Here is a 23,710-nt window from a genome sequence, read left to right as displayed (position 1 = left end):
TCTCCGCCAACAACGATCAATCCTGTTTCCCTTTAAAAAAAACACTTTTATGGCAGCAAAAGGCGGATTTCAGGCCTTAAAAGGAGGGTTTAAATTAGATTTTTAGGGTGAATTATCGTATTTTTGACAAGTTGTGAGCGTTAGTAAATCGAAGCCATAAACGCTGTGCTTTTCTTTCAAAAAGCAAAGGGTTTGGCCGAAATTTTTCAGGTGATTTTTCACCCACAATAACGACGATAACACTTGAAGCTCCGTGCTTTTACCGCAGGGAAGCTTTAATTTACAAAGCAATTCAATTGGAATTAAAATAACATGAGCGAACAAACCAATAAACCAACTGGCGGAGATTATTCCGCAGGGAATATTCAGGTTCTTGAAGGCTTGGAGGCGGTAAGAAAACGTCCAGCGATGTACATCGGGGATGTTGGCATCAAAGGTCTTCATCACATGATTTGGGAAGTGGTCGATAACTCTATCGATGAAGCCCTTGCTGGTCACTGTGACACCATCAACGTAAGCATTCATGAGGACAACTCCATTACCGTAAGTGATAACGGACGTGGTATTCCTGTCGGGATGCACCCAACGCAAAACAAATCTGCCCTTGAGGTCGTGATGACCGTTTTGCACGCTGGTGGTAAATTTGATAAAGACACCTACAAAGTATCGGGTGGTCTGCACGGCGTAGGGGTATCCTGTGTGAATGCACTTTCCAAGGACATGAAAGTTACCGTTAACTCCAATGACGGTAAGGTTTATGAGCAAAATTACAAAAAAGGTATTCCTCAGCAGGATGTATCGGCCGTAGGCGAAACAGATATTACTGGAACAACAGTATGGTTTCAGCCTGACGACTCGATTTTCACCCACCATGAGTATGTATGGGATCGTGTAGCAAACCGCTTGCGTGAATTGTCATTTTTGAATGCTGGTATCAGCATTATCCTGACAGATTACCGCGATCTTGATGAGCAAGGAAATGCGATCACGGAAACGTTCTTCTCTGAAGGCGGCATCAAGGAGTTTGTAGAATACCTTGACAATTCCAAAGAAAAACTGATTCAGGAGGCTATTTACGTTGAAGGGGAAAAATCAGGCATTCCAGTACACGTAGCGATGAGCTACAATACTTCCTACTCTGAAAACGTGGTTTCTTATGTCAATAATATTAACACCCACGAAGGGGGAACACACGTTTCTGGCTTCCGCAGAGCACTGACCCGTACACTGAAAAGCTATGCCGACAAATCTGGTTTGTTGGAAAAGGCAAAGGTGGACATCAGCGGTGACGATTTCCGTGAAGGATTAACAGCCGTAATCTCTGTAAAAGTTGCTGAACCTCAGTTCGAGGGTCAGACCAAAACCAAATTAGGTAACTCAGATGTTGTTGGAGCAGTGGATTCTGCTGTTTCAGAAATGCTTGCTACCTATTTGGAAGAAAATCCAAAAAATGCCCGTCAGATCGTTCAAAAGGTGATTCTTGCCGCGCAGGCGCGTCATGCTGCCCGTAAAGCAAGGGAAATGGTTCAGCGTAAAAACGTGATGAGCTCTACCTCGCTTCCTGGTAAATTGGCCGATTGTTCTTCTAAAGATGCATCGCTTTCTGAATTGTACCTTGTCGAGGGTGACTCTGCAGGTGGTTCTGCCAAGCAAGGCCGTGAGCGTGAATTCCAGGCAATTCTTCCTTTGCGAGGAAAAATCCTAAACGTTGAAAAAGCACAGGAGCACAAAATTTACGACAACGAGGAGATCAAAAACATGATCACCGCCATGGGCGTACGCTTCGGTGTTGATGGTGATGAAAAAGCACTGAACCTCGAGAAACTCCGTTATCACAAAATTGTGATCATGACGGATGCCGACGTCGATGGTTCTCACATCCGTACCCTGATCCTGACGTTCTTCTTCCGCTATATGCGCGATTTGATTGACAACGGCTATGTGTATATCGCACAGCCACCATTGTACCAGGTGAAGAAAGGTGCGAAGTCACAATATTGCTGGGATGAAGAAGGCCGCATGAAAGCCATCGCTGAAATTGGCGCTGGTGATGAAAGCAAAGTAAGCATTCAGCGATACAAAGGTCTTGGAGAGATGAACCCTGAGCAATTGTGGGAAACAACCATGAACCCAGAAACAAGAACCATGAAATTGGTAACGGTAGAATCTGCAGCACAGGCAGATCACCTGTTCTCTATGTTGATGGGCGATGAGGTACCACCTCGCCGTGAGTTCATTGAAAAACATGCAAAATATGCCAATATCGATACCTGATTTTAGGGTCGTTAAAAATAGAAAAACCGCTGTAATTGATTTTACAGCGGTTTTTTTTGTGGGTGGGATAGAATGTATGACTATCACGAGTGGGACTGTCGCGTGACTCTGCCTCGTGACAAACAACAATAAGCATTATCAGGGGCTGTTGCATGACCGTAATTTAAAACTGCCCTACAAAATTTTATTCTGTTTGGTACGGGTGATCCCACGTGCTCGCCCAAAAATAGCGTTACAATGACTGTTTCGGTCAGGCACACAGGCCTGACCCTACCAAAACGAAATATTATTTGGTGATATAAACTACAATTCCAGTTATGCACCCTCCGATTGCGTAAAATAATATTAGGGACTTTGCCAATTGAAAAACACACTAAACCGACTCCATTACCTATCGCGAGACTCTGTCTCGTGACAAACTAATAGCTATAAACAATTATCACGAGAGAGACTCTCGCGATAGGATTAGCAGAAAAGAATACCTTGACTAAAAACACACCTGTCGCGGGACTCCGTCTCGTGACAAACTAATCACAATAAGCAATTATCACCAGAGAGACTCTCGCGATAGCGTAAGCAGAAAAGAATACCTTGACTAAAAACACACCTGTCGCGTGACTCCGTCTCGTGACAAACTAATCACAATAAGCAATTATCACCAGAGAGACTCTCGCGATAGCGTAAGCAGAAAAGAATACCTTGATTAAAAACACACCTGTTGCGTGACTCCGTCGCGGGACAAACTAAATCACAATAAACAATTATCACGAGACAGAGTCTCGCGATAGGGTTAGCAGAAAAGAATACCTTGACTAAAAACACACCTGTCCCGAGACTCCATCTCGTGACTTTCCATTATATCACCACATCAAATAACAATCAATTAAAGGCACGCGCCCTCCCCCACTATATTCCATAGCACTACTTAGCCTCCACGCCTCAGGGGTTTCGACAAAACCTGCTTTTACAGGATTATAATGAAGATAATCCACTTTTTGCTGAATAATAGTATTCGTATTTAATTCAACAGGATGCGATTCATATTGCCATAATTGATGTTTATCAGCGCTTTTATATTGGCGAGAGGCTTGAGAAAAACGACCCATTAACCAATTTTTTCTACTCTCCTTTGCTGAAGCGCTTATCTCCTTTAGCATTTGATGTGACGTAAATCGCTTGAACTCACCAATGGTTTTACCTAATGAATTTTGTTCTGATCGAGCAATCAAATGAATATGATTGGTCATCATGCACCAGGCACCTATTTGTAAGCCTTTATTTTTCTGACAAAACCGAAGTGAATCAATGATAATTTGTTGATGATCTTTCCTTGTGAACACATCCATCCAATCCACCACTGACATGGTCAAGAAATGAAAACGGCTTTCGTCTTTGATCTTGTATGCACTTGACATTTTCTTGTTTTTGATAATTGCTTATCAATTACGGTTTATGCCATGGTAAAAAGAGTAGGTGTAGGTTTTTTGATCTAAATTAAAAAATTGAATGAAAACATTTCTCGACACAGTTAGATTTAAGGCTGCACGCTGTCTTCCGGAAAACTGATCAAAATAAGCACTTATCATGAATGGGACTGTCGCGAGACTCCGTCGAGGGACAAACTAAATCACAATAAACAATTATCACGAGACAGAGTCTCGCGATAGCGTAAACTAATAATGTGCTCAATTAATTGAAAAACACACTAAACTGACTCCACTTCCTGCCGCGAGACGCCGTCGCGGGACAAACTAATAGCAATAAGCAATTATCACGAGAGAGACTCTCGCGATAGCGTAAACTAATAATGTGCTCAATTAATTGAAAAACACACTAAACCGGCTCCACTGCCTGTCGCGTGACGCCGTCGCGGGACAAGCTAATCACAATAAACAATTATCACGAGAGAGACTCTCGCGATAGGGTAAACAGAAAAGAATACCTTGACTAAAAACACACCTGTCGCGTGACTCCGTCTCGTGACGAACTAATCATAATAAGCAATTATTACGAGAGAGACTCTCGCGATAGGGTAAACAGAAAAGAATACTTTGACTAAAAACACACCTGTCGCGTGACTCCGTCGCGTGACAAAATAATCCTCATAGGCTTTTCCGAAGATCAGCGATAAGCATCTGCGAAAAAGCATTATTTTTTCGTTGTGGTCGGAGTGGATTCTTCCACTTGATCCGCAAATAAGGACACTTTTTTGATGGCCGTCGCCCGTACTTTAAAAAACTCCTTATGCACATTGAACTTTTTCTCTCCTTCTTGCGGTTCCCGGCGGGTAAAGTTGCCATCCTCATGCATAGAATAGGCATTCACATTGTCCTTGAGGTTATAAGCCAGAATGTTGGTTACCTGCTTTTTAAGCAATTCATCCGTAATGAGGTACAAAGACTCCAGACGACGGTCAAAGCTGCGCACCATCACATCAGCAGAGCCTGAATACAACAAAGGGTCGCCCTGATTGTGGAAATAATAAATTCGGCTGTGCTCCAAATAATCGCCTACAATAGAGATTACCTCAATATTCTCACTCAAACCCTGACGCTGTGGGCGCAAACAGCAAATTCCACGGACGATCAGCTTCACGGGCACTCCCTGCTGAGAGGCATTATAAAGCGCCTTGATCGTTTTCTTGTCCTGCAGGGAATTGATCTTGATGCAAATACCTGAGGGCAAACCTTGCTTGGCATGTTGCGTTTCCTGATCAATCATCTCAATCAACTGATCACGCATATTGGTTGGCGCAGTAATCAGGGATTTAAATCGGTTAGGGTTCGAATGCCCCGTAATCACATTAAAAAACTCCGCCACATCTTTCGCATATTCCCTTTTGGTGGTCAGCATCCCCAAATCAGTGTACAGCTTCGACGTGGATTCATTGTAATTACCACTTGACATGTGCACGTAAGAGGTAATGCCTGATTCCCCTTTACGCACAATTAAGCACAGTTTTGTGTGGGTTTTAAAGTTGGAAATTCCATAAATCACAAAGCATCCTGCAGACTGCAATCGTTTCGCTGCCGCAAGGTTGTTTTCTTCATCAAAACGGGCTTTGACCTCAAATAAAACCGAAACGTGCTTTCCATTTTCTGCGGCTTTCAATAGGGCCTCCACAATTCTTGATCGCTTTGCCAAACGGTAAATGGTAATCTTGATCGACAACACCTTTGGGTCATCAGCAGCCTGATCCAGCAATTCAAGCAATGGATCCATATTATTGTAAGGGTGATGCATCAACACATCACGCTTTTTGAGTACCTCAAGCATATTTTGCTCCCCCTTTGGAGGCAAGCTCACTGGCCGTACTGGCGAAGGTTGCTTAGGAAGATGCGCACGCAACAATCGGTGATTGACGATGCCCCAAAAACGGGTATAATCCACCAGACTCGCCTGGTGCATCCTGAAAATATTGTCCTCATCAATCAGCCAACGCTCTTTCAAAATCGCCAAAAGGTTGGGATCAGGATTGTACTCGGTCTCCAGCCGAACCACGCGACCCGTTTTCCTTGTTTTCAGCTTCAGGCGCAACTCATCGAGAAAATTCGCCTCAATATCATCCGATTCCTCCAAGGTAAAATCACCATTTCTCGTGATACGGAACAGCGTCAGCGAATCAATCACCACATTGCGGTAAAGCTTCTGCATATAATAGCGGATCACCTGCTCAATCGGAACGAACAACAGCAAGTCCTGACGCTCGATCTCATAGAATTTCGGTAAATTGGCAGGAATCTGTACGAAGGATAATTTATGCTGATTTCCCCCATCTTCCGCTTGCGTCCACACCCCAAAGATCAATAACTTATTCATCAACAGCGGAAAAGTATGGTAATTATCATAGGCCATTGGTGTCAACATCGGGAAAACCGTCCGATCAAAAAACTCCTCCACTTCCGCACGGTCATTCATCGTCAGCTGATCCAGATCGTTTTCAATCCGAAAGCCACTGCCCTCAAACTGATCCACTAGACTTAAGAACAAACTCTGTTGCTGATTCACAAAGCGCTGAGTTTCTGCAAACAGCCGCTTCTTGAACTGATACTCCCGCAACTTCGAGTAGTCCGTGCGCTCCTTACCGTAATCGATATAATTATACAGCGAGCCCACTCGGATCATGAAGAACTCATCGAGGTTTGAATCTGTGATGGCCAAAAATTTAAGCTTCTCCAGTAGGCTGCGATCTTTTTTCGCCTGATCAAGCACACGCTCGTTGAACTTCAACCAGCTTAAGTCCCTGCTGATCAAGTCACTGCTGTCAATTAATTTGGAAATCCGATCTGTTTCTACTGAAGCCATATATTTTGAATTGTAATTTTCTTATTCACTCGTGAACACCACTACCTTCAATTTACGGATTTCAGCACACAAATAGAAATCAAAAATTCCACTATTTACATGATATTCCATAAATCACAGAAAAGAATCCTACCCCAATGTTCCACTGAAATCCTTCACCACAGAAATGTGCCTTATTTTCCAAAGTATATCAGCATAAAATCTCTTGAACACTATGCTGAAATATTGTCTATGGCTGAGCATACTGCTTGCCGCCTGTACAAAAACCCAGGTCGAGGAACCTATGGGAAAAATTCAATTTCGTGGCAGCGTCGCCAGCCTCAATCATCGACAGGCGGACATCGCTACTATCGATCATATCCATATTGAAATCACCAGTATGGACGATGCTCAATCACTGCAATTTGGCCCGCTGCCTATTCAGCTGGCTGATGGTCGTGTATCCTTTGCACCTATCGAGCTTCCTGTCGGGACATACCAACTGACTAAACTGGAAGTAAGAAATGCACAGGCTGAGCCCCTGTATTACACCCCCGGCCAGGAAAGTGAATTGTGCCGACAGTTTATGGCCATCGATGCGTGTTTGCCGCTTGATTTCAGCATTGCTCCGCTCGTCACCAATACCATAAACCTGACCACCATTAGCGTAGCAGCGCCAAAAGCACCGCAAGAAACAGGCATTGGCATGGAGGTTACACTGATTGAGCTCATCCCCTTCAACCTCGTTGCGCTTCGGTATATTTGTCCACTGAACGGCTGGGAATACTTTCAGCAAGCGCCTCAAATCACAGATTCACAAGGTCGGGAAATCCCCTTTGCAAGGATCAATGAAAACCACGCCCAATACCACAGTCTGCTTGTCGAGTCGGCTGAAAAATACCATATTGACTTCCAGACCGAAGAAGCCAAAAAATCGCTGGAGCTCTCCCTTACCGAATTGAAAGCCCTCGACGGATCCCCTGTTACGTTTCAGTTTGACACCATCGCCTGTAATAATGAGGAGCCTCCGACACCTCCTGCGGAAAACCCTGAACTCGGCCTGACCATCAATGAAGCCTTGTCAGCACCTCTGGAAACCGAAGCAGACCTACACGGATATATCGTCGGAACAACCTCCTCGGGTCCAAACTTTAAACTGACAGCGCCCTTCACTTCCTCCACAAATATCGCATTAGCGGACACGCCCAATGAAACCGTTGTCACAAAAATTCTCCCCCTTCAGCTACCCAGCGGTACTATTCGGGAAGTGCTCAACCTGAAGGATAATCCGGACCTGTTAGGCAAAAAAATTGTTGTTAGAGGAGGAACGCTTCAAAGCTACTTCGGAACAACAGGCCTCAAATCACCGAAGGAATATGAAATATTACCCTGATGCACTTTCACGAAAGGCTGAAGGACTTACATCCGTAAGAATTTCAGCCTTTTGGAACCATTACCAATATCTAAAAATTGAACTATTACAAGAATACAGCTGATAATGGCGATCTGTAATTTATATTTCAACTTGCATTTTTAGACCTATGATCAACTTGCCGTCATTACCTTCAATATGAATGTTAAATGTAACCTCCATACATTTTGCCATCCAAAAATATAGAAATAAAAAAAACCGCAACATGGATTAGTTCCAATGTTGCGGTTTTTGATTTTGTACCTATCGGTACGGACGTTGCATGCAACGTCACTACACCCAATTTATTCTAACCCTGTACGGGAATTGCACGCAACGTCCACAAAACAAGACCAACATGAAACAGAAAATCAAGTCGGCTAAATGGCTGGGATTATCGTTGGCCGGGAACCTATTTCATCACCATCTGCACACACGAATACCGACATTTATTCGGCAATATTATTTCAGGTAAAATGACACTGTCACATGCCGGCTTGGTTGCTCATTTGTTATGGCAACAGATCCCATATCATACAAAAAATAAAATTTGGTTAGGGTCTTTTTGTATCATGCCTAATCATCTACACGGAATCATTCAACTAAATCAGTTTCACCATTCCAAGGAATGTTCAGCAGCAACAGATAAAAATAGCAACTTCCGAAAAATCACGCCAAAACAGAACTCCATATCAACAATCATCAGGTCGTACAAATCTGCAGTAACGAAAACTTGTAATCAGTTGGGTTATCCCATGCAATGGCACAACAGATTTTACGATCATATCATCAAGGATCAAGAGGCCTTTCATAATATCGATGACTACATTAAAAATAATCCACAGAAATGGGCACAAGATAAATTCCATTCATGAATTTGATTTTGCGCCTACGGTACGGACGTTGCATGCAACGTCACTACAATATGAAATCCCGTCAAACATCTCAAAGAATGGAAATAAAAAAACGCAACAAGGAGCAATTCCAATGTTGTGGTTTTGATTTTGCACCTACGGTACGGACGTTGCATGCAACGTCACTACATTATGAAATCCCGTCAAACATCCCAAAAAAGTGGTAATAAAAAAACCGTAACAAGGAGCAATTCCAATGTTGCGGTTTTGATTTTGCACCTACGGTACGGACGTTGCATGCAACGTCACTACATTATGAAATCCCGTCAAACATCCCAAAAAAGTGGTAATAAAAAAAACCGTAACAAGGAGCAATTTCAATGTTACGGTCTTTGATTTTGCACCTACGGTACGGACGTTGCATGCAACGTCACTACATTATGCGATACCATTAAAACTTCCCAAAAAAAGTGGAAATAAAAAAAACCGCAACAAGAAGCAATTCCAATGTTGTGGTTTTGATTTTGCACCTACGGTACGGACGTTGCATTCAACGTCCCTACATTATGAAATCCCGTCAAACATCCCAAAAAAGTGGTAATAAAAAAAACCATAACAAGGAGCAATTCCAATGTTGCGGTTTTTGATTTTGTATCTATCGTTCCGGACATTGCATGCAACGTCCCTACATTATGAAATCCCGTCAAACATCCCAAAGAATGGAAATAAAAAAACCGCAACAAGAAGCAATTCCATGTTGCGGTTTTTGATTTTGCACCTACGGTACGGACGTTGCATGCAACGTCACTACATTATGAAATCCCGTCAAACATCTCAAAGAATGGAAATAAAAAAACCGCAACAAGAAGCAATTCCATGTTGCGGTTTTTGATTTTGCACCTACGGTACGGACGTTGCATGCAACGTCACTACAATATGATTACATGCGATCCCCTTAAACCGGAGGATGCTCCACAAAATCCTTATAAACTTCAGCAATACCATCCGCCAAAGTGATCTTGTGTCGGAAGCCTGTTGAATGCAATTTCGATACATCCATCAGCTTGCGAGGTGTGCCGTCCGGTTTCGAAGTATCGAATTTCAATTCGCCTTCAAAACCAACGGTGTCTTTTACCAACAAGGCCAAGTCCTTGATCGAAATATCCTCACCCGTTCCGATGTTGACCAATGATTCCTCATTGTAGTTTTCCATCAGGTAAACACAAGCCTCCGCCAAATCATCGGCATGCAAAAACTCACGCTTCGGCGAGCCCGTTCCCCAGATTTCCACCGAGTCCTTGCCTTCCACTTTTGCTTCATGGAACTTACGGATCAATGCCGGCAATACGTGGGAATTCTGCAAGTCATAATTGTCATTCGGACCGTACAGGTTCGTTGGCATTACCGAAATGAAATTCGAACCATATTGTGAACGATAAGCCTCACACATTTTGATCCCTGCGATTTTTGCAATCGCATAAGGTTCATTGGTTGGTTCCAAAATCCCTGTCAGCAAAGCATCTTCACGCATCGGTTGTTCCGCAAATTTTGGGTAAATACAGGATGAACCCAAAAACATCAACTTCTCCACCCCAGCCAAATGCGCCTGATGAATCACATTGTTCTGGATCATCAAGTTTTCATAAATGAATTCACCACGATAAGTATTGTTCGCCACGATTCCACCAACTTTGGCTGCCGCCAAGAAAACGTAATCGGGTTTTTCAGCTTCAAAAAAAGCTTTTACCGCTACCGTATCCCGCAAATCCAATTCTTTGGATGTACGGTAAACAATATTTTCAAATCCCTTTGCCTGCAAATTGCGGACAATCGCCGAGCCCACCATTCCACGGTGACCTGCCACATATATTTTCGAATCCTTATTCATATTGAGTATAGACTTTATGACCGCCTTCCATCAAGAATTTATCACGCTTGAAGATATTCATATCACTCTGAACCATATCTTTCACCAAAGAAGGTAAATCATACTCAAGCTCCCATCCCAATTTCTCTTTCGCTTTGGCTGGATCACCAATCAACAAATCTACTTCCGTCGGACGGAAATATTTTGGATCGACACGAACCACCACCATACCCTCTGGTAATTGGTATTCACCGGTACATTTCACCACGGAACCGATTTCATCAACCCCTTCGCCAGAGAAAGCCACCTCAATACCCAACTCGGCAAAAGACATCTTCACAAAATCACGAACCGTCGTTGTAATGCCCGTAGCCACCACAAAATCCTCGGCAGTTTCCTGCTGCAACATCAACCACATCGCCTTCACATAATCCTTGGCATGTCCCCAGTCACGCTTAGCATCCATATTACCCAGGTAGATGGTTTCTTCAAGCCCCAAGGCAATTTTACAAGCCCCTCGGGTAATCTTACGGGTTACGAAAGTTTCGCCACGCAAAGGAGATTCGTGGTTGAACAAAATCCCGTTGCAGGCATACATATCATAAGCCTCGCGGTAGTTCACCGTGATCCAATAGCCGTACAATTTCGCCACCGCATAAGGCGAGCGTGGGTAAAATGGCGTCGTCTCACTCTGAGGCACCGCCTGCACCAAGCCATACAACTCCGACGTCGATGCCTGATAAAACTTGGTCTTCTTCTCCAAGCCTAACAAACGGATCGCCTCCAAAATACGCGTAACCCCAATACCATCCGCATTGGCCGTGTATTCCGGCGTATCAAAAGACACCTTCACGTGCGACATCGCCCCGAGGTTATAAATCTCATCCGGCTGCACCTCCTGAATGATCCGCGTCAGGTTCATGGAATCCGTCAAATCCCCATAATGCAATTTGAAACGAATCCCCTTTTCATGTGGATCCTGATACAGGTGATCGATACGATCCGTATTGAACAAAGAACTACGGCGCTTGATTCCATGCACTTCATAGCCTTTTTCCAAAAGCAATTCCGCCAAATAAGCACCATCCTGACCGGTAATTCCGGTGATTAAAGCCTTTTTCATCTATAAATTCAGTTTTTGTTGGGTTGAATACCCGTTAATTTCTTTTATCTAAATACCCACAGCTAAAGCAATGGGCTACCAATACAAAAACCCATTGAAATGGGTTGAACCTGTGCTTCGAATAAAACACCGTTTTTAAATAATTGTGGTGTTCCATTGAAAAAACAAGTCCTACCTGCTTTAGCAGGTTTTTGTAATGATAGGGGGCTGTCGCACAACTCAGTTCTATTCATTTAGCACAAAAGACTATTTCGTGAGCTGTACGGATGCACCTAAGTGTGTATCCAAACCATACAAAATTTATTATGATTCGGGCAGACACACAGGTCTGCCCATACAGTGACCAAATAAAATTTCGTGGGACAATATCAATTTATGATTGAGCAACAGCCCCTTATCGAAATGCACCCATGAACACTGGGCGTAGGCTCTGTCTACGACCCAACTTTAAATACCCACAGCTAAAGCAATGGGCTACCAATACAAAAACCCATTGAAATGGGTTGAACCTGCGCCTCGAATAAAACACCATTTTTAAATAATTGTGGTGTTCCATTGAAAAAACAAGACCAACCTGCTTTAGCAGGTTTTTGTGATGATAGGCCATGGTTTCAACCATGGTTATCGAAATGCATCCATGAACACTGGTCGTAGGCTCTCGTCTACGACTCAACCATTACATTTCTTCTTTAAAAACGGCAATTACGGATTTTTGACGGTGGATTCAAATTTTATTCTCAATACTTCCCCACCGCGTGCAGTGGGGCTACCGGTTATCAATAAAAATCCGACCGATACCCAATATTCCACCGCAGACTCATGGTGGTAGTGATGTCGGTATAAGCCGTAGTCATTTCAGGTTGCACCTGACGCATTAGCAAACGCCCGTCGATAAACAGATTGTGCTTCAGCTGATAGCTTGCCCGCATATCTGCCATCAATTGTCGTGTCGTATTTCCCTGACCGATATAGTTGCCCGTATCCGATTCCCGTGTGTCATAATCCTTCATCGGGTCGCTGCCGAAGTTGGTTTCTGTGCCATCTTCCTTCAGGTAATCCTGTCCGTAAATGGCATATTGTCCCTGAAAAACAAGGCTGAGTCGAGGAAAAGGTTGCGCTCGAACCACTGCCAAAAGCTCATAAAAATTAGAACCAAGCGGGTGCGCAAGTGAGGCTCCATAGTGCGTCATGGCCGAATAGGGCGACTTGTGATTATAGGTATATGGTCGTGCCAGATTCCCTTCAATTTGTAAATCCAAATTATTGACTCCTCCAACATTGTACCATGCCAAACCCGACTGCACAGCAAACTTCATCGCCCACCAACCGTCGTTTTCCTTCAGCATGTTCAAGTTGAACTCATCCAAAACAAACTGCCCATACCATTTCAGGCCAGGCGTCAGGTACCACTTCCAGTCCAGACCAATTTGCATCTTGCCGAAATAAGAACCTGACTCCAGCTCCATCCCCCGAAAGAAAATAATGGGGTTATAGAAGGTCAGTGGCATCGGTAACGGACGATGAGCAAGGCTATCGTATCCCCCAAAATTCACCGTTTCAAACAACCCTATATTCGCTTTCTTTCCGATATTCAAACCCAAACGATGAAAGCCAAAGCCTTTTGAATAGGTTTCACTTCCTAAATATTGATCCGACGGCAAAGCTGCCATCTGTGCATAAATACTGGTGTACTGAAGCTTCCATACCTGTGTGGTCAGTTGGGCAAAAAGGTAACTGTTCGCATTGTTGGACAGGATCATCGATCGTAAACCTTCGCCCACCTTCACCTGATCATAACCTGCACGCACATTAATTTCAGGAATAAAATCGAAAGTAAAATAACCTCTGGAGGTAAAATAATCGAAACCGTTCTCCTTGAAATCCTTCACGTAACCTTCGCCAGGCAATGAGCGGTATTTGCCAAACTGATTTTGAACATAGCTCGGAAAAACAGCTTGGGTGGTACCCAAAAAAGAATAGAACCCCACCTTCTGACCAATCTGTCCCCGAACTTCCACGCCCCGGGTATTCTGAAACAAGGTTTGGCTATTACTACCGCCTTCGGCAACCTGCCCCTTGCGTTCCACCCCTCCAGCGAAATAAATCACGGGGTTAACATGCACATCAAATCGAGGGGTATTGACCATCAGAAAATCAGACTGCTTCTTAAAAAAAGTATTCCAAATCGTCTTCTGACTGTTGCCAGTGGTGGAATCCGAAGAAGCCTCCCAACTGTCATTCAGCAAATACTGATAATTAAACTGATCTACACGAGAAAATGCACGCTGATCCAACGACTGTAAAAACGGCACCAATAGATCTCGTCGATAGGGCAAGACCGTTGTGTGCAGCTGAGGGTTCTGCTTGCCCGAAAGCCCTTCAAACCGTTGAATCAAATAGTAATAATCATCGTTCAGTGGCACACTTGCCCGCTGACCAATGACCTTGTATCCTTGAAAAAAGAGCATAAAAAAAGCCAAAAAGCTGAGTATTTTGGCTGATGGGTAGGTATTTTTCATTGATTAATAGTATTGTTATTGTATTGAAGTTGGAGTGGTTAAATATTGTCCACAGATTTCACAGATTAACACAGATTATTTTTTATTATAATTACTATCCTGGTCGTAGCCTCCGATCTACGACCCGATCATTAAGACGAATCATATTATCCCACAGCTAAAGCAATGGTCTATCAATACAAAAACCCATTAAAATGGGTTAGTATTGCACTTAATTTGACACTACGGATTTTATAAAATGTCCTGCTTGAATAGGAGTACGGAGCCAACCTGCTTTAGCAGGTTTTTGTGCTGATAGGCCATGGTTTCAACCATGGTTATCAAAATACCCAAACCCGTACGGACGTTGCATGCAACGTCCCTACAATACCACACCGCATGCGGTGCGGCTACAAATAAATCGTCAAATCACGCCCGCTTCCGCATATTCGTCCGTTGCTGAAACCTCACCACTGACTTCTTCACAAACATCTTGCTGGTTGGTGGCATCTTCATCAAGTTCAACACATAGGCGTAAATGAGGAACAAACCAAAAATAAACAAGCAGGATAATGAAGGCGAAAGTGCCTCCACGATATAGGTAAACAGCAACACATACAATACATTGCAGATACAGATCAGCGCTGTAGCTTTCCAATGTTGCAGTCCCTTGTCGATAAAGATATGATGGATATGGTTACGGTCGGGAAAAAAAGGTGATCGACGCTCGCTGATTCTGTTCGTAAAAACGCGCAAAGTGTCAAATAATGGAATGGCAAAAAGCAAAACGGCCATGGCTGGTGCAGACTTAAAGCTGAAGACCATTACCTCGGGCAGTTCGTGCATCCGTAAAAACTGTATATTCAATACCGCCAACACAAATCCCAAAAGCAAGGAACCCGTGTCGCCCATGAAAATTTTCTGTTCCCGAGAGAAGTTGAACCGCAGAAACCCGATCAAGGAAGCGATCAAAATCACTGATAATAAAGCGTAAGAATATGCGCCATTGACATAAAACCAAACGCCCAAAAAACCTGCCATGACAATCCCTAAGCCTCCCGCAAGTCCGTCGATACCATCAACAAGGTTGATCGCATTGATCATCACCACATACACAAACAGTGAAAGAACGACTGAAGCAATATAGGGGATTTCATAGATGCCCACCACACCATGCAATGAGCCAATACGGATGTCGGCCATGATGATCACAATCAAAGACGCAAAGAGCTGCGCCAACAGTTTCTTTATCGGTGCAATCACCAGAATATCATCTTTAATGCCAATAAAAAAGATGATCAGCAAGCTGGCAAAAAGATAACGGATAGCAGGAACAAAATGTACGCCCCCGACCAATAAATAGGTCAATATCAGACTGATAAAAACAGCAACGCCTCCTAAAGTAGGTGTTACACGCTGATGCGAACTCCGACCGTTAGGTTCATCAAACAATCCTTTTGCCAACGAAACATTAATTACCACTGGAATAGTGATTAAACTGAAAAATAAAGAGGCGATAAAGGCCAAAAATGCTTGACCCCAAAAAGGGAATTCAAAGCTAAAATCCATAATAGAGATGTTGAGTTAAGGTTATACCCTAATAGGTATTCTTATTAACGTTGATTAGGTTATATTTTATCCACAGATTCATGTTTTTTATTGTCCACATATTTTTTTTGTATGATCGTGTGTAGCCTGACACATTATTTAGTTCAAGCGTCTCGCTTGGATCAAATATTTCAAAAAACATGCCTCACAGTGATAAAGGCGTTTAACTATTTACAGTGTAAGAAAAACAAATCGCCTTAAAGTAAAATAAAATTTGCATTAAATAAAAATATGTAAAAAATTGATTTCACAGCAAAGGCTCAAAGTGGACATCTATTTGTTCTGCAATTCATGTGCCTGCCGGTACGGACGTTGCATGCAACGTCCCTACATTTCCACACCGCACGTACCGGTCGTAGGCTCCTGTCTACGACCTTCTCAATAAATCAAACAAACTGCCCCAGCTTACTTAATGGCTTCGCCCAGCGCGTATAAAACTTCGGCTGTAAGCCATTCACCTCCCAGGCACGGGCATCCATCTGATTCGCTTTCCAACGCGCCTTCCAACTTTCATTACTTGCCCCACCGACCCGCATTTTCACCAATACCTCCGGCAAATAAGTCATCGAAATCTGATGCTTCACCATAAAGCGCAGCATCAATTCATAATCAGCTGCCGAACCAAAATCCAGTCGATAGCCCCCAAACTGCGCAAACAACTCCCGACGGCAATAAAATGTCGGGTGCGGAGGCATCCACCCCTTCAGGTAACGCTTAGCATCATATTCCCCAGACACCCAATGCCGGTGAATCTTGCTCACCTCCTCCTGATCCACATAATCCAAATCAGCATACAGTCCATCCGCAGGTGCCTTTTCCAATTGCTTGACAATCTTAGAAACCGCCTGATGATCCGCAAAAAAATCATCTGCATGAATCAAGCCGACATAATCACCCGTCGCCATGGCAATACCCTTATTGATGGCATCATACAGTCCCTTATCAGGCTCACTCACATAGCGATCCACCCGTTGGCAAGCCTTCACTAAATCCATGGTTCCGTCTTTGGAACCGCCATCTACCACGATGTATTCAATATTGTGGTAATCCTGTTGCTCCACCGAGGCGAGAGTGCTCGGCAGTGTTTGCTCTGCGTTGTAGCAGATCGTTATGATTGATATTTTCATTTATTAACTACAGATTGTGTTTTATCCACCCACAGATTTCTTCTTTCATAACCAATTGAAAGCGTAGGTATTGTCCACAGATTACACAGATTAGCACAGATTTCTTTTTTTAATGACTAAGGGAAATGGTTCAGTATTATACATAGATTCTTTTTCTGCGGTGAACTATCTAACGATACCTTCGTGTAATTCACAAAACATATGGGTATGACTAAAGATCCGCAAACTTATCAAATAATAGGCGCCGCAATGGAGGTTCATAAAAACTTAGGTAAAGGTTTCTTAGAGCATGTTTATCATGAAGCTCTCTCCATTGAATTGAATACTGCACACATTCCTTTCGAACATGAAGTAATGCTTAGTATTTACTATAAAAACCAATTGCTCGAAAAGAAATATTATGCTGACTTCATTTGCTTTCAAAATATCATTGTAGAATTAAAAGCAGTAAATAAATTAGAACCAGCACATACAGCTCAAACGCTAAATTACTTGAAAGCCACAAAATTCAAGAAAGGACTCATTCTAAACTTTGGAGCGAAAAGCCTTGAATACAAGCGAGTAATATTATAAACTAAAATAATTATCTGTGGAAATCTGTGTAATCTGTGGACAATAAAAAACACTAATCCGTGGGTTCAAAAACAATCCGCTCCCGCTTAAAAACAGCAGGGTTCCCCTGCCAAATTTCATACTCAGGAACATCACCCGTCGCCACGCTCCCCACGGCAACCACCGCATGACTCCCCACCCTCACCTTCGGGCAAACCACCGCCTGAGCACCTACCCAGGCACCATCTTCCAACACAATCTCTCCCACCATCAAATCAAAGGTAGCTTTCTTATAATCATGCGAACCCGTCAATAACATCGCACCCTGCGACAAACAACAATTCGCCCCAACCTTCACCGCCACCAAATTATCAATCCACACCTTCTCGCCTATCCAACTGTGCGGTCCGATCTCTAACCGCCATGGGTATTTGATGTTCACCCCAGGTTTGATCACCACACCTTCGGCGATCTTTGCTCCGAAAAATTTAAGGAGTAGGACTTTTAGCCCCGAAGAAATATTCAGTGGGTTAATGAAAAATAGAATGTTGGTAAAATACCAAAAAAGGCGTTTGATGCGTCCTGCACCGGTGGAGTACCAAGCGTTGTTGTATATGGATAGATTTGTTTTCATTTGTTTATATCATTCGTAGGTGCAGAGCATGCCCTGTACCTACCAATAAAAAATCTGCGTTAATCTGTGTAATCTGTGTACAATAAACGTCTCTCCTTCCTCAACTCTCTATATAACAATGCTACCTGAGCGTTTGTCAACATTGACTAAAAACCGCCCCACAAAAAAACAAAACATCGTAAAAAAAGGCCCTATTAACACCGCTTTCCCTTCCTGCATAATCTTAAACGCTAATTCCAAATTGAAAATTAACCAAACCACGGCTCCAACAGCACAAAGCACTGTATAGGTTAAGAAATAAATAAGTAATGCTCTTCTATGGCCAACCTTCAAACCGTTACTCAAAAAAATACTGCCTAACACAGTGCTTGTTCCGATGTAAAACATCAAACTATAAAGACGGGGATCCTCTCCCGAAGCTAATTTTGAGAATGAATAGGTACTAAAACCACCAGCCCTTGAAAGCCATGGGTCTGCCAAATGAAAAATATCAAACACATACAAATAGTGATGATACCCAATAAAAAAAAGCCCACTAAGGGCTATTAACATCACTATTTTTTGACAAACTATCTTTGCTTTTGAAATCGTTCTACCCATACCCACCACAATAACAAAACAAAACCATACACCACCGCAGTAAATAAATACTTATGGCTAAAATCTAACCACTCAGGGTGAACCATCTGAATTTTCACCAAGGCAATAACCCGTAAAACATTTAAGAAGAATAGAAATATTAAACCTCCGATCAAAAATGAAACTTTCGGAACAAGCTTGCTATTTCCATAGGAAAGCACGAATACCACAAACAGCACATCCAATTCTAACCCATTACAAGGGTGAGCAATACGCAACAAATTTAAATCATTAAGAAGCATGGTTACAGATCCATCTGCATTAGTTACAGATTGGATCATCAAACCAAAAGCATTCATGAAATAAATAGCAACTTTAGCTACACCACTTGTCATCCAAGTATCCAGAACACCTGAAGGCTCCAAAACTAAATGATAAACAACAAACCAAATTAGTCCCAAGGATAAGAACCGAAACAAGAACTTCACCAAAGGCACCTGCCAATAATATCGAACTCTATCCAAATAAACGCCCATACTCCTCTTTTAAATTGGCTTCACTCATATATTGCTCAGCCACTGCTCTTGCTCCTTTTTGCCATATACCAAAAGTTTCACTATCCATCGAAATGGCTTCCTCGATGGCAATTTGCAGTTCATTACCCTCTAAAACCACATCCCAGCCTGCCTTTTTTTCCTTCAAATTTCTCCACGGCGTTTGGTTACTGCTAATTACAGGTAGGCCATTTGCAAATGCCTCAAACAAAGAATGTCCAAAGTTTTCACTTTGACTTGGCTGAATGTAAACATTTGCTTTTTTCAACACCTCCCCTATTCTCGTAGGTTTCACCTCCCCATGATAATTCACAATAATATTCTTCGGTAAACGGTTAATTGTTTCCTGACAAGAATTCCAATATTGAGAATCCTTTACAGGTCCATATATGTCCCACTGTACATTCCCCTTCACATTTTTTAAAGCTTCAATCACTAACAAATGGTTTTTCATAGGGCTTATCAATGCAACGGTAACTAATTTTATTGCCTCACTGCTTTTCATTTGTCCCTTAGAAAAACCAATTGAAATGTTAGGTACATTACCTACAATGGATTGTAAACCTTGAAGCCGAAGTGTCCGAAATTCCAATTGCTCCTGTTGGGTGGTGAATTGCCACATCAAATTTTTTGGTAACAATTGCTTCAAAACCTCTAAGTATAGGCGCTTCTTAAGTCGTTTAATTTTCAGTGAATTAAGCTGCAACATTCCCCTTGGAGCAATAATTACTTTGGCCTGACTACCCACCTTCCGATTAGATAACAAAGGAAACAAAGTGGTAAAAAGGTTAAAAACGCCATTAACATAAACCACATCAGGTTTTACCTGGTCTATGATCGCTTTAATGTCGCTATATTTTTGCTCCTCTCCATAAAAAACTTGCGCCTTGCCTTCAAAATCAACCCACTCCTCAAATGGCACACCCAAAGGGGATTTATCTAAATCAAAAGCCTGACATACTACATAGAAATCATAGGCCTGAGCAAGGTATCGAACCAAATTTACACAAGACTGAATAGGCCCTCCTCCCTTATAGGCGGGAGCAAAGTATTCCGTAAATAACAATACTTTAGGCCTTTCCATTATACACCTCCTCATACACGGCCTCATATTGAGCCACTATATTAGCCAATTTAAACCGCTCAACATTAACACGCCCTTTCGCTACTAACTCTTGTGCTTTTGATGGATTGTTTTTTACAAGAAGAACTGCTTCCCGAATTTCTCCAACATTCAATGGATCAACCAAAATAGCACTATCCCCTGCCACTTCTGGCATAGAGGCCACATTTGACGTAATCACTGGAATTCCGATGGCCTGCGCTTCAATAATAGGCATTCCAAAACCCTCATAGGTAGAGGCAAAACAAAGCAAAGAGGATCTCGCATACAGTCCTAAAACCTCATCATAACTAATGTTCACATAATTATCAAAAGTTAGATGGGTTGCCGTTAGTAAAGATTGCTGTACCTCAGTTAGCGATCCGATAATATTTAAATGAACATCAAGCCCTTTTAGTGCCTCAATTGTTTTTTCAAGATTTTTGTTGGGTTTAGTCCCCACTAATAGCAAGGTGAATTTTGTAGGTTCTTGCCTCGTATATATCATGCAACGCTCGTAATCCACTGGATTAGGAATTACTTGCACCTTATGCCTTGCCCAAGGTATAATCTCCAAAAGCTCACCCTTTGAAAATTCAGAAATAACGGTAATCTTTCTTACGATTAAAGAAGGCAGCCAAAACCACAACAGCTTAATTAAAAACCACTTTAACACATTCCCTTGTAGAGCTGAGCCTACATCATGAACCGTTAAAACCGTATTTCGCCCTGTCCCTAATGCCATATACTGCACATCCCCAGTGATATGAAAAACTTGCCCCTTGAGTCTTTTTCCAAATATGATATTTTTGAATAAGGCCTTGAACGAAGCACCTACATGTGGAATATTTACCACTTTCGCGGGGTTATTTAAGCCTCCAACAATAGTTGAAAACAACTCCTCGATGCTATTCCCTCCTGCTCTTTTTGCCCGAAATAAAAATACCGGCGACACTAAACCTCCCATTTCAATATATTCCTCGCTCCCCAAAAAAACATCCATACAACCATGGAGGCTTTGACCAAATGATTTAACACCACAACTAACTCGGTCTCAGCCTTAACGACCTGCAAAAATAATAATGGAACAAACACCACCAATAATGGTGTTGTAAAAATCAAACGCTGTAATTGATTCCAATACCAAAGTAAGATTCCTCCCCAGAAGAACATAAACCCAATTCCACCCCATTTCCCAAAATTAGCATAGGCTTCTCCAATCACACTGGTTCCCATACTTGTATTTCCCCCCAAAGGAAGCCCTGTAAATCGCATAAAATTTTCACGCCCTCCTGCCTTTTTCTTGTTTGGGTTAAGAAACCGGGGAAGCAAACTTGCTGAAAAAGCCTCAATAATGGTTTCACCACCTGCATAATCTTCGCTATTGGGAACATGGTGCATAATAGCAGAAATAATCCATCCCTGATTCAGTCGTACATTCAGCTCCTCCTGCCCTTCTTCCTCTTCCAATACTCCTGCTTCCATTCTCTCCACGAAGATAGAAGTGAATAGCTCGACTTTGTTGATCGCTCCACTACCTCTCAAGGCAACTCTATATTGCGCTTTGACAACCTGAATGGCGATAGAAGAGCAGATACCCACACCAATAATAACTAACTTAAATTTGAAGGAAGGACGATACTTTACCGCCCAAAACATCAAAAAGAAAATACTCCATAAAATCAAATCATGGAACATTCCTGAAGATAATGCCCTATAAACCAAATACACCAAAGAGCCATAAAAGAACGTTCGATGCGTTGGGTTAGGAGAAAAAAGCAATAACACAGCCCCAACATATTTGAAATTGCTAATTAAGAACAAAAAGAATAAAAGTGCATTCGGCACAAAACCACTTGCCAAGTCGGCAAAGAAACCGATGAACAACAGGGGAAGACCATAATTGGAGTAATTCTTAAGAATACCTATATTAATATTGATCGTCCGCTTTTTCATAAGCAGCCAACTAAACAAAAGCATCGCAGGTACCACAAAAGCCATATACTCCTCCTGTCTTACATACATATAATATTTATAGTGACTTATCGGATTATTGTAGCTTTGAAAAGGCCCTAAAATCCATTGCAGAGAAGCCAACAGGCCTATTAACTCAAAAACAGGAAAACCTTTCCCTAATTGCTCAATAAACCGATAAAATAAAAACGCTGTTAACAGCAAGCCAACAAAGGACCAAAAATCTATCACCATCCACCTAAATCAATCAAAATACTATATGGCTTTTTCAAAGATTTGACCTAAAAGCTTCCTCATTATAGACTCATAATCATAGCCTCCTTGGATTACTTTTTGGTGACCATTTTTTGTAACCGCCTTCAAGGCCTCTTCATTGGCTAAAAAATATTTCACCTTTTCTACAAACTCTTTCTCACTTCTATAATAGATGACTTCATCATCCTCATAAAATGAAGCGATTTCCTCATTCCACTCTGTTAACAAAGCGGTTCCACATGCTGGAATTTCAAAAGTACGAGTCGTGTGTTTTTCTGGAACCCATTTACTAACCGAACCAAAAGCAATTTTTGCCTTTTGTAACGTCTTCACGTAATCCGTTCCATAAACACCTTTCCCAAAGTAGATTAAATTACTATTACCTTTATGCTTAGCCTCAAAGGTTTCCCATTTTATCCCTGCCAATGCAACTGTTATTCCATTATTTAATAATAAAGAAATATATCTCGATCGTTCTTTTTCATAATGACCGATAAAAACTACATCAACATCTTTTTGAGCAAATACCCCTGGCTTATGCAATCCTTTCTCAAAACCTTGAGTTACCAAAAGCACTTTACTATCAGAAAAATCTGAATAACAGTCTAACTCATAACTCTTTGTTGTAATCAAATAATCATACAGTCCTCCACTCTGATTAAAATGTTTTGATCTATGAAAGGTAAAAGCTGGGTCAGGAGTGAAGTGCACTAAATTATTAGTACAGGACTTAAGGAATTTTGTAGTTTTTTTAGTAATATAAATAGCCTTATCCACCCAAATTAGATCATAAGCCCCATTTATATAGCTTAATATGTATTCATTGACAGCTGAAATAACTGGCCCTACCTTATACCGAAACCCAATTGAACGAAATACCTTATTTGGTCTAAAAAATGGTATATTCGTGTTAATTACAGAAAATTCTCCAGGCTTAAGAATGAACTTGAGCCTATCAGCGCGCATTTTACTCGTCGTCCCCTCATCATATTGCCCTATATATAAAACCCTCAT

18 protein-coding genes are annotated in these 23,710 nt (G+C 42.1%); 4 read left to right on the top strand and 14 right to left on the bottom strand.

The genetic code is table 11. The features are described from left to right. Positions 1-312 precede the first annotated feature (312 nt). Positions 313-2,274 (top strand): DNA topoisomerase (ATP-hydrolyzing) subunit B, encoded by a 1,962-nt coding sequence (gene gyrB / locus AABK40_RS04835; protein ID WP_332922036.1) that lies wholly within the window; start codon positions 313-315, stop codon positions 2,272-2,274. 860 nt (positions 2,275-3,134) lie between these two features. Here the strand turns inward: gyrB and AABK40_RS04830 are convergent. Both AABK40_RS04830 and ppk1 read right to left on the bottom strand, forming a co-directional pair. After that, on the bottom strand, positions 3,135-3,689 hold the full coding sequence (locus tag AABK40_RS04830) for an REP-associated tyrosine transposase (RefSeq protein ID WP_338397785.1): 555 nt from the start codon (positions 3,687-3,689) through the stop codon (positions 3,135-3,137). Positions 3,690-4,422: 733 nt separating this feature from the next. Next, entirely contained in the window at positions 4,423-6,579 is a 2,157-nt protein-coding gene (gene ppk1, locus AABK40_RS04825) for a polyphosphate kinase 1 (RefSeq protein ID WP_338397784.1), read from the bottom strand. A gap of 214 nt (positions 6,580-6,793) precedes the next feature. On the opposite strand from ppk1, the gene AABK40_RS04820 reads away from it, so the two are divergent. Further along, the gene (locus AABK40_RS04820; RefSeq protein WP_338397783.1) at positions 6,794-7,951 is read left to right on the top strand and encodes a DUF6359 domain-containing protein; all 1,158 of its coding nucleotides are present in this window, start codon (positions 6,794-6,796) and stop codon (positions 7,949-7,951) included. 590 nt (positions 7,952-8,541) lie between these two features. Beyond that, on the top strand, positions 8,542-8,844 hold the full coding sequence (locus AABK40_RS04815; protein ID WP_421953297.1) for a hypothetical protein: 303 nt from the start codon (positions 8,542-8,544) through the stop codon (positions 8,842-8,844). Positions 8,845-9,778: 934 nt separating this feature from the next. Here the strand turns inward: AABK40_RS04815 and fcl are convergent. The 5 genes from fcl to AABK40_RS04790 all read right to left on the bottom strand — a co-directional run bounded on the left by fcl (position 9,779) and on the right by AABK40_RS04790 (position 17,046). After that, positions 9,779-10,711 (bottom strand): GDP-L-fucose synthase, encoded by a 933-nt coding sequence (fcl, locus tag AABK40_RS04810; RefSeq protein WP_338397781.1) that lies wholly within the window; start codon positions 10,709-10,711, stop codon positions 9,779-9,781. Further along, positions 10,704-11,813, bottom strand: coding sequence for a GDP-mannose 4,6-dehydratase (gene gmd / locus AABK40_RS04805; RefSeq protein ID WP_338397780.1), 1,110 nt, complete (start codon positions 11,811-11,813; stop codon positions 10,704-10,706). Before gmd ends, fcl begins: the two co-directional genes overlap by 8 nt. Positions 11,814-12,589: 776 nt before the next feature. Then, positions 12,590-14,332, bottom strand: a complete 1,743-nt coding sequence (locus AABK40_RS04800; protein WP_338397779.1) for a hypothetical protein — start codon at positions 14,330-14,332, stop codon at positions 12,590-12,592. Positions 14,333-14,740: 408 nt separating this feature from the next. Beyond that, positions 14,741-15,880, bottom strand: coding sequence for a glycosyltransferase family 4 protein (locus tag AABK40_RS04795; protein ID WP_338397778.1), 1,140 nt, complete (start codon positions 15,878-15,880; stop codon positions 14,741-14,743). Positions 15,881-16,305: 425 nt separating this feature from the next. Further along, on the bottom strand, positions 16,306-17,046 hold the full coding sequence (locus AABK40_RS04790; protein ID WP_338397777.1) for a glycosyltransferase family 2 protein: 741 nt from the start codon (positions 17,044-17,046) through the stop codon (positions 16,306-16,308). Between the two features lie 207 nt (positions 17,047-17,253). Here AABK40_RS04790 and AABK40_RS04785 point away from each other — a divergent pair, with 207 nt between their 5' ends. Continuing rightward, positions 17,254-17,619, top strand: coding sequence for a GxxExxY protein (locus tag AABK40_RS04785; RefSeq protein WP_338397776.1), 366 nt, complete (start codon positions 17,254-17,256; stop codon positions 17,617-17,619). A 52-nt stretch (positions 17,620-17,671) separates the two neighbouring features. On the opposite strand, the gene AABK40_RS04780 is transcribed toward AABK40_RS04785, so the two are convergent. From AABK40_RS04780 to AABK40_RS04750, 7 genes are all read right to left on the bottom strand, one after another. Further along, entirely contained in the window at positions 17,672-18,232 is a 561-nt protein-coding gene (locus tag AABK40_RS04780; RefSeq protein WP_338397775.1) for a WcaF family extracellular polysaccharide biosynthesis acetyltransferase, read from the bottom strand. Positions 18,233-18,340: 108 nt separating this feature from the next. Beyond that, the gene (locus AABK40_RS04775) at positions 18,341-18,832 is read right to left on the bottom strand and encodes a hypothetical protein (protein WP_338397774.1); all 492 of its coding nucleotides are present in this window, start codon (positions 18,830-18,832) and stop codon (positions 18,341-18,343) included. Continuing rightward, on the bottom strand, positions 18,802-19,347 hold the full coding sequence (locus AABK40_RS04770; protein ID WP_338397773.1) for a hypothetical protein: 546 nt from the start codon (positions 19,345-19,347) through the stop codon (positions 18,802-18,804). The genes AABK40_RS04775 and AABK40_RS04770 overlap by 31 nt, the downstream gene beginning before the upstream one ends. Beyond that, positions 19,328-20,464 carry a glycosyltransferase family 4 protein gene (locus AABK40_RS04765; protein ID WP_338397772.1) on the bottom strand — a complete coding sequence of 379 codons (1,137 nt, stop codon included), beginning with the start codon at positions 20,462-20,464 and terminating at the stop codon, positions 19,328-19,330. The genes AABK40_RS04770 and AABK40_RS04765 overlap by 20 nt, the downstream gene beginning before the upstream one ends. After that, positions 20,436-21,470 (bottom strand): glycosyltransferase family 4 protein, encoded by a 1,035-nt coding sequence (locus AABK40_RS04760; RefSeq protein ID WP_338397771.1) that lies wholly within the window; start codon positions 21,468-21,470, stop codon positions 20,436-20,438. The genes AABK40_RS04765 and AABK40_RS04760 overlap by 29 nt, the downstream gene beginning before the upstream one ends. Beyond that, the gene (locus AABK40_RS04755) at positions 21,422-22,675 is read right to left on the bottom strand and encodes a hypothetical protein (RefSeq protein WP_338397770.1); all 1,254 of its coding nucleotides are present in this window, start codon (positions 22,673-22,675) and stop codon (positions 21,422-21,424) included. The genes AABK40_RS04760 and AABK40_RS04755 overlap by 49 nt, the downstream gene beginning before the upstream one ends. Positions 22,676-22,696: 21 nt before the next feature. Further along, positions 22,697-23,710, bottom strand: coding sequence for a CgeB family protein (locus tag AABK40_RS04750; protein ID WP_338397769.1), 1,014 nt, complete (start codon positions 23,708-23,710; stop codon positions 22,697-22,699).

The organism is Persicobacter psychrovividus (assembly GCF_036492425.1).
In the GTDB taxonomy this organism is placed as follows: Bacteria; Bacteroidota; Bacteroidia; order Cytophagales; family Cyclobacteriaceae; genus Persicobacter; species Persicobacter psychrovividus.
This window is presented reverse-complemented; position numbering and strand designations above follow the sequence as displayed.

Excerpts from the sequence above, each read along its gene's own strand:
- gyrB (WP_332922036.1), top strand. The coding sequence starts at position 313 with ATGAGCGAACAAACCAATAAACCAACTGGCGGAGATTATTCCGCAGGG.
- AABK40_RS04830 (WP_338397785.1), bottom strand. The coding sequence starts at position 3,689 with ATGTCAAGTGCATACAAGATCAAAGACGAAAGCCGTTTTCATTTCTTG.
- ppk1 (WP_338397784.1), bottom strand. The coding sequence starts at position 6,579 with ATGGCTTCAGTAGAAACAGATCGGATTTCCAAATTAATTGACAGCAGT.
- AABK40_RS04820 (WP_338397783.1), top strand. The coding sequence starts at position 6,794 with ATGCTGAAATATTGTCTATGGCTGAGCATACTGCTTGCCGCCTGTACA.
- AABK40_RS04815 (WP_421953297.1), top strand. The coding sequence starts at position 8,542 with ATGCCTAATCATCTACACGGAATCATTCAACTAAATCAGTTTCACCAT.
- fcl (WP_338397781.1), bottom strand. The coding sequence starts at position 10,711 with ATGAATAAGGATTCGAAAATATATGTGGCAGGTCACCGTGGAATGGTG.
- gmd (WP_338397780.1), bottom strand. The coding sequence starts at position 11,813 with ATGAAAAAGGCTTTAATCACCGGAATTACCGGTCAGGATGGTGCTTAT.
- AABK40_RS04800 (WP_338397779.1), bottom strand. The coding sequence starts at position 14,332 with ATGAAAAATACCTACCCATCAGCCAAAATACTCAGCTTTTTGGCTTTT.
- AABK40_RS04795 (WP_338397778.1), bottom strand. The coding sequence starts at position 15,880 with ATGGATTTTAGCTTTGAATTCCCTTTTTGGGGTCAAGCATTTTTGGCC.
- AABK40_RS04790 (WP_338397777.1), bottom strand. The coding sequence starts at position 17,046 with ATGAAAATATCAATCATAACGATCTGCTACAACGCAGAGCAAACACTG.
- AABK40_RS04785 (WP_338397776.1), top strand. The coding sequence starts at position 17,254 with ATGACTAAAGATCCGCAAACTTATCAAATAATAGGCGCCGCAATGGAG.
- AABK40_RS04780 (WP_338397775.1), bottom strand. The coding sequence starts at position 18,232 with ATGAAAACAAATCTATCCATATACAACAACGCTTGGTACTCCACCGGT.
- AABK40_RS04775 (WP_338397774.1), bottom strand. The coding sequence starts at position 18,832 with ATGGGTAGAACGATTTCAAAAGCAAAGATAGTTTGTCAAAAAATAGTG.
- AABK40_RS04770 (WP_338397773.1), bottom strand. The coding sequence starts at position 19,347 with ATGGGCGTTTATTTGGATAGAGTTCGATATTATTGGCAGGTGCCTTTG.
- AABK40_RS04765 (WP_338397772.1), bottom strand. The coding sequence starts at position 20,464 with ATGAGGAGGTGTATAATGGAAAGGCCTAAAGTATTGTTATTTACGGAA.
- AABK40_RS04760 (WP_338397771.1), bottom strand. The coding sequence starts at position 21,470 with ATGGATGTTTTTTTGGGGAGCGAGGAATATATTGAAATGGGAGGTTTA.
- AABK40_RS04755 (WP_338397770.1), bottom strand. The coding sequence starts at position 22,675 with ATGGTGATAGATTTTTGGTCCTTTGTTGGCTTGCTGTTAACAGCGTTT.
- AABK40_RS04750 (WP_338397769.1), bottom strand. The coding sequence starts at position 23,710 with ATGAGGGTTTTATATATAGGGCAATATGATGAGGGGACGACGAGTAAA.